The following is a 6,594-nucleotide window of genomic DNA, read 5'->3' as shown; positions in this document are numbered from 1 at the left end:
CCCCCCAATCCCACGCCGGCGCGCCCCGCCCCGCCGTTCGCCCCGGCCCCTCCCCCCGCCCCCCGCCCCGGCGCCGCCCCCCCACTACCGGGCCATGCTGCTGCATACGCGCCAGTACAGACGGGCGGGCGCTTTCGCGCTTATTATTCCCCGCTTCGATTGATGCAGCAGAAGACCGCGTGACTGACTCCCGACTCGCTTTCGTATTCCCCGGCCAGGGCTCGCAATCCATTGGGATGCTGGCCGAACTGGCTGAACTGCATCCGCAGATCCGCGACACCTTTGCCGAGGCCTCCGAAGGCGCGGGCGTCGATCTGTGGGCGCTGTCGCAGGGCGGCCCGGAAGAGCAGCTCAATCGCACCGAATTCACCCAGCCGGCGCTGCTGGCCGCCAGCATCGCGGTATGGCGCCTGTGGAATGCACAGGGCGGCGCACAGCCTGCCGTACTGGCCGGTCACAGCCTCGGCGAATACACCGCATTGGTCGCTGCCGGCGCCCTGACGCTGCACGACGGCGCACATCTGGTGCGCCTGCGCGGCCAGCTGATGCAGGACGCCGCCCCGACCGGCGTTGGTGCAATGGCCGCCGTGCTCGGCGCCGAGGATGCGCTGGTGCTGGAAGTCTGCGCCGAAGCCGCAGGCAGTCAGGTCGTGGTGCCGGCCAATTTCAATTCGCCCGGCCAGATCGTGATCGGCGGCGACGCTGCGGCAGTTGACCGCGCCTTGGCGCTGTTGGCTGAAAAGGGCGTGCGCAAGGCAGTGAAGCTGGCTGTCAGCGTGCCCTCGCACACGCCGCTGATGCGCGAAGCCGCCAATCGTCTGGAAGCCGTGATGAACGGCTTGGCGTGGCAGTCGCCGGCGTTGCCGGTGGTGCAGAACGTCGACGCGCAGGTGCACGACGGTGTGGACGCCATCCGTCAGGCGCTGGTGCAGCAGCTGTACCAGCCGGTGCAGTGGACCGGCTGCGTGCAGGCGCTGGCCGCGCGCGGCGTCAGCCGCGTGGCCGAATGCGGTCCGGGCAAGGTGCTGACCGGCCTGATCAAGCGCATCGACAAGAACATCGAAGGGCGTTCGCTCGCCACCCCGGCAGATTTTGCCGGTGCGCTGGAAGAGTGGGCCAACTAATCCAGCCGGAAGCAGCTGCGGGCGCGTCGCTGCGCCTGTCTCGAACCGGCTGCCGCCATTGCGGCAACGACTGAAAGGAAGACGAATGAGCAAGCCATTGCAGGGTGAAATCGCGCTGGTAACCGGCGCAAGCCGCGGTATCGGTGCCGCCATTGCCGACGAACTGGCCGCGCTGGGCGCGACCGTCATCGGCACTGCGACCACCGAATCCGGCGCTGCCGCCATCGGTAGCCGCCTGGCTGCACAGGGCGGCCACGGCCGCGCACTGAACGTGACCGAGCCGGGCGCGGTTGACGCGTTGATCGACGCGGTGAGCAAGGAATTCGGCGCCATCAGCATCCTGGTCAACAATGCCGGCATCACCCGCGACAACCTGCTGATGCGCATGAAGGACGAGGATTGGCAGGCCATCCTCGACACCAACCTGACCAGCGTCTACCGCACCTCCAAGGCGGTGATGCGCGGCATGATGAAGGCGCGCAAGGGCCGCATCATCAACATCGCCTCGGTCATCGGTGTCACCGGCAATGCCGGCCAGGCCAATTATGCCGCCGCCAAGGCTGGCATCATTGCCTTCTCCAAGTCGCTGGCCAAGGAAATCGGCAGCCGCGGCGTGACCGTCAACGTGGTCGCACCGGGCTTCATCGACACCGACATGACCAAGGATCTGGCCGAGGACGCCAAGGCGGCGATGCTCGGCCAGGTCGCGCTGGGTCGCCTCGGCGAGCCGGCAGACATCGCCAAGGCGGTGGCGTTCCTGGCTGGTCCGTCGGCCAGTTACATCACCGGCGAAACCCTTCACGTGAACGGTGGCTTGTACATGCCGTAAGCGTGGCGTGCATGGAATGCACCCAAGTGGTTGATTGTCGCAGCTTTTTTGTTCAGAAACACCGCCGCGACGGTTTCCACTACACTATCCCACGGCCAGCCCTGGGGGCTGGCGTCTTTTGAACCACTACTCCATCTGGAGCGATATCCTAATGAGCACCATCGAAGAACGCGTCAAGAAGATTGTTGTTGAGCAGCTTGGCGTCAAGGAAGAAGAAGTCACCACCAGCGCATCGTTCGTCGATGACCTGGGTGCAGACTCGCTGGACACCGTCGAGCTGGTGATGGCGCTGGAAGAAGAGTTCGAGTGCGAAATCCCGGACGAAGAAGCCGAGAAGATCGGTACCGTCCAGGCCGCCATCGACTACGTCAAGGCACACGTCAAGGCCTGATCCAGGCCTGACAAGGCGCGGTCGGCAAGCCTGTCTGCCGCGTTGCAAACCCATGGGGCCGCTGATGCGGCCCTGTGCTTTTAAGCTTGAATCTCCCCGCGTGCGGGGCCAGGAGAATCCGCAATGAGTCGTCGCGTAGTTGTTACCGGCATGGGCATGGTGTCGCCGCTGGGCAATGATCTGGCCAGCAGCTGGGAAGGCATCATCAATGGCCGCTCGGGCATTGGCCCGCTGACGAATGTTGCAGATAACTATCTGGAACGTTTCACCACCAAGATTGCAGGTGAGGTCAAGGATTTCGACATCACCGCCGACAACCCCCTGTTCGGCAAGTACCGGGTCAGTGGCAAGGATGCCAAGAAGATGGACCCGTTCATCCATTACGGTCTGGGTGCCGCCTTCATGGCGCTGCACGACTCCGGCCTGGAAATCACCGACGCCAACGCAGAGCGCATTGGCGCCATCGTCGGTGCCGGCATCGGCGGCCTGCTTGGCATCGAAGAGCAGACCATCGAGTTCCACGAGGGCAAGAAGATCTCGCCGTTCTACGTGCCCAAGACCATCATCAACATGCTGCCGGGCCAGCTGAGCATCATCGCCGGGCTGAAGGGCCCGTCGTTCTCGGCCGTTTCCGCCTGCGCCACGTCCAACCATTCCATCGGTACGGCGATGCGCATGATCCAGTACGGCGATGCCGACGTGATGGTTGCCGGTGGCGCCGAGCGTGGCTCCTCGCCGACCGCACTGGGCGGCTTCTGCGCGATGAAGGCCATGTCCACCCGCAACGACGAGCCGACCAAGGCCTCGCGTCCGTGGGACCAGGGCCGTGACGGTTTCGTGCTGGGTGACGGTGCCGGCATCCTGATCCTGGAAGAGTACGAGCACGCCAAGGCACGCGGCGCCAAGATCTACTGCGAGCTGGCCGGCTTTGGCGCGAGCTCCGATGCGTACCACATGACCGCACCGAGCGAGAACGGCGAAGGCGCCGCCCGCTGCATGGTCGCGGCGATGAAGGACGCAGGCGTGACTCCGGAGCAGGTGGGCTACCTCAATGCACACGGCACCTCGACGCCGCTGGGCGACCTGGGCGAGACCATGGCGATGAAGACCGCCTTCGGTGAGCACGCCTACAAGATGCTGGTCAGCTCGACCAAGTCGATGACCGGGCACCTGCTGGGTGCAGCGGGCGGCGTGGAAGCGATCTTCTCGGTGATGGCGCTGAACACCGGCATCATCCCGCCGACGATCAACCTGGAAAACCCGAGCGAAGGCTGCGACCTGGACTACGTGCCGAACGTGGCGCGCAAGGCCGAGGTGGACGTGGTGATGTCGAACGGCTTCGGCTTCGGCGGCACCAACGGCACGCTGGTGTTCAAGCGGATTTAACGCGGCTTTGGAGCGATGCTTGAAGCTCCTGCCCGTTCTTTTGCTTGAAGCTCCTGTTCGCCGCTTTGCTCGAAGCTGTTGCTTGAAGCTTGTGCTTGTAGCTTGGCTTGAAGCTCCCGCTCGCCGCATTGCTTGAAGCTGCTGCTTGTTGCTTTGCTTGAAGCTTTTGGCTGTAGCTTTGCTCAACGCTTTGCTCAAAGCCCCTCTCCCGCAAGCGGGAGAGGGGTTGGGGTGAGGGCAGCTTTAAAGCTCCAAAGGCTTTAATAGCTTTAAAAGCTCCCCTCATCCGCCCTTCGGGCACCTTCTCCCGCAGACGGGAGAAGGGAACAGCCTGCATTTCTGACATTTCGGGCCCACGATGCACATCCTCCCCCTGCACGCCGACACCGACCTGCTGGCGCTGCATCGGCTCGCACCGCATCGCTATCCGGTCCTGCTTGAATCCACCGCCGCCGGCAAGCTCGGCCAGTGGGACATGCTGCTGATCGCCAACGGCAGCCAACTCCTGCTCAACCCCGACGGCAGCCTAAAACGCGAAGACGGCATCCCAGTTGAAGGCGACTTCCTCTCCGCACTCGACCGCGACTGGCAATCCCTGCGCCAAGCCCGCAACCCGATGGAAGCGGACATCCCGTTCCGCGGCGGCTGGGCCCTGCTGCTCGATTACGAGCTCGCGCAACAGATCGAACCCATCCTGCAGCTGCCACAGCGCAGCGACGGCCTGCCAACCGCAGTCGCACTACGCTGCCCGGCGGCGGTCCTGCGCGAGCGCGACAGCGGCCGCTGCATCGCCATCGCCGAAGACCACGCAGCAGACCTGCTCAGCCAACTCCAGCACGATCAAAGCGAAGCCGCACAGCTGCCGCCCTTGCCGCAGTGGAACGGCCCCAGCGCCATCAACGAAGACGCAGGCGAACGCTTCACCGACGGCGTACACAAGGTCATCGATTACCTGCATGCCGGCGACGTCTTCCAGGTAAACCTGTCGCGTCGCTGGCAGGCGCAGTTCGACGCGCCACTTGCACCCGAAGCGCTGTACGCGCGCCTGCGCACCGCCAACCCCGCGCCGTTCGCTGGCCTGTTCACGGCCGCTGGTCGCGCTGTGGTCAGTTCCTCGCCCGAGCGCCTGGTTTCGGTCAGTGGCGACCTGGTACAGACCCGTCCGATCGCCGGCACCCGCCCGCGCTTCGAAGGCGATGACGATGCCGCGCGCATCCAGGAACTGGTGGGCCACCCCAAGGAGCGCGCCGAGCATGTGATGCTGATCGACCTGGAGCGCAACGACCTGGGCCGCATCGCCGCGCCAGGCAGTGTCGAGGTCGATGAACTGATGATCGTGGAGAGCTACGCCCACGTGCACCACATCGTCAGCAACGTGCGCGCGCGCCTGCGCCCGGACGTCACCCCGGGCGAAGTGATCGCGGCCACGTTCCCCGGCGGCACCATCACCGGCTGCCCCAAGGTGCGCTGCATGGAGATCATCGCCGAGCTGGAACAGACCGCCCGCGGTGCCTACACCGGTGCCTTCGGCTGGCTGAACCGCGATGGCGACATGGACCTGAACATCCTGATCCGCACCGCGGAAGTGCAGGGCAGCACGGCCAGCTTCCGTACCGGTGCCGGCATCGTGGTGGATTCGCTGGCCGACAAGGAGCTGGACGAAACCCGGGCCAAGGCGCGCGGGCTGTTGCGTGCGCTCGATCCACAATGATGAACGCCGTTTTGGCTGGCGTTGCCGCCAGCGCGGTATCCTGCGCATCCACTATTTGAAGACGGGGTGACCATGGCGGGTGCCAAGCGCGGATGTCTGTTGGTGCTGGCGGTGTTGTTGCTGCTGGTCGCCTTGGCAGGCGCAGGTGCGGCCTGGTTGTGGCAGCGGCAGGGCAGCTTTGCCGATGCGCCGCTGACCCCGTCCGAGCAGAGCGTCAGCATCGCCTCCGGTGATTCGCTCAACAGCGTGCTGCGCAAGCTGCGCGCGGCCGGCGTCGACGAAGGCGACGACCTGCAATGGCAGCTGCTGGCCCGCCAGCTCGACGCCGCCGGCAAGCTGAAGATCGGCGAATACGCCCTCGACCCGACACTCACGCCGCGCCAGCTGCTGTTGAACATGCGCCAGGGCAAGGTGTTGCAATACCGCGTCACCATCGTCGAAGGCTGGAACATCCGCCAGCTGCGTGCCGCCCTGGCGCGCGCACAGCCGCTGCAGCACGAAACCACCGACCTGTCCGACACCGAGCTGATGGCCAAGCTTGGTTTTGCCGACCAGCACCCGGAAGGCCGCTTCCTGCCGGAAACCTATATCTACCAGCGCGGCGACAGCGACGTGGACGTGCTCAAGCGCGCCCATGCCGCGATGGAGAAGGAACTGGCCGCCGCCTGGGCCGAGCGCAGCGACGACCTGCCGCTGAAGTCGCCTTACGAACTGCTGATCCTGGCCTCCATCATCGAGAAGGAAACCGGCCTGGCCAGCGAGCGCCCACAGATTGCCGGTGTGTTCGCACGCCGCCTGAAGATGGGCATGCGCCTGCAGACCGACCCGACCGTGATCTACGGCATTGGCAGTGCCTACGACGGCAATATCCGCAAGGTCCATCTGACCACCGACACGCCGTACAACACCTATACCCGCGCCGGGCTCACGCCGACGCCGATCGCCATGCCTGGCCGCGACGCGCTGCATGCCGCCGCCAAGCCGGCCCCGGGCGATGCGCTGTACTTCGTCGCCGTCGGCGATGGCAGTGGTGCGCATGTGTTCTCCGCGTCCTACACCGATCACAACAGCGCCGTGGCCGAGTACTTGAAGCGGCTGCGTGCGAAGCGCAGCGAGGCCGCAGCGCAATGAGCGGCATGACCCGAATGATGTA

7 protein-coding genes are annotated in these 6,594 nt (G+C 65.2%); 6 read left to right on the top strand and 1 reads right to left on the bottom strand.

The annotated features are described in order from the left end of the window. The first annotated feature begins 179 nt into the window (after positions 1-179). The 4 genes from fabD to fabF all read left to right on the top strand — a co-directional run bounded on the left by fabD (position 180) and on the right by fabF (position 3,730). Positions 180-1,124: an ACP S-malonyltransferase gene (gene fabD / locus AC1VXC_RS17465; protein ID WP_481539733.1), complete on the top strand. Its 945-nt coding sequence runs from the start codon at positions 180-182 to the stop codon at positions 1,122-1,124. 85 nt (positions 1,125-1,209) lie between these two features. Beyond that, on the top strand, positions 1,210-1,953 hold the full coding sequence (gene fabG, locus AC1VXC_RS17460) for a 3-oxoacyl-ACP reductase FabG (RefSeq protein ID WP_481539734.1): 744 nt from the start codon (positions 1,210-1,212) through the stop codon (positions 1,951-1,953). A gap of 151 nt (positions 1,954-2,104) precedes the next feature. Next, complete coding sequence (gene acpP, locus AC1VXC_RS17455) at positions 2,105-2,344, top strand: acyl carrier protein (protein ID WP_054659808.1); 240 nt, start codon at positions 2,105-2,107, stop codon at positions 2,342-2,344. Positions 2,345-2,467: 123 nt separating this feature from the next. Continuing rightward, complete coding sequence (fabF, locus tag AC1VXC_RS17450) at positions 2,468-3,730, top strand: beta-ketoacyl-ACP synthase II (protein ID WP_481539735.1); 1,263 nt, start codon at positions 2,468-2,470, stop codon at positions 3,728-3,730. On the opposite strand, the gene AC1VXC_RS17445 is transcribed toward fabF, so the two are convergent. Beyond that, positions 3,717-4,076, bottom strand: a complete 360-nt coding sequence (locus tag AC1VXC_RS17445; RefSeq protein WP_481539736.1) for a hypothetical protein — start codon at positions 4,074-4,076, stop codon at positions 3,717-3,719. The genes fabF and AC1VXC_RS17445 overlap by 14 nt on opposite strands. Positions 4,077-4,088: 12 nt before the next feature. Here AC1VXC_RS17445 and AC1VXC_RS17440 point away from each other — a divergent pair, with 12 nt between their 5' ends. Together AC1VXC_RS17440 and mltG are read left to right on the top strand one after the other, a co-directional pair. Next, the gene (locus tag AC1VXC_RS17440; RefSeq protein WP_481539737.1) at positions 4,089-5,441 is read left to right on the top strand and encodes an aminodeoxychorismate synthase component I; all 1,353 of its coding nucleotides are present in this window, start codon (positions 4,089-4,091) and stop codon (positions 5,439-5,441) included. Positions 5,442-5,513: 72 nt separating this feature from the next. After that, complete coding sequence (gene mltG, locus AC1VXC_RS17435; protein WP_313170293.1) at positions 5,514-6,572, top strand: endolytic transglycosylase MltG; 1,059 nt, start codon at positions 5,514-5,516, stop codon at positions 6,570-6,572. Positions 6,573-6,594: the final 22 nt, after the last annotated feature.

The organism is Stenotrophomonas sp. STEN033, assembly GCF_056856655.1.
Note: the sequence above shows the minus strand (reverse complement) of the source record. Positions and strands in the feature narration are given on the sequence as shown.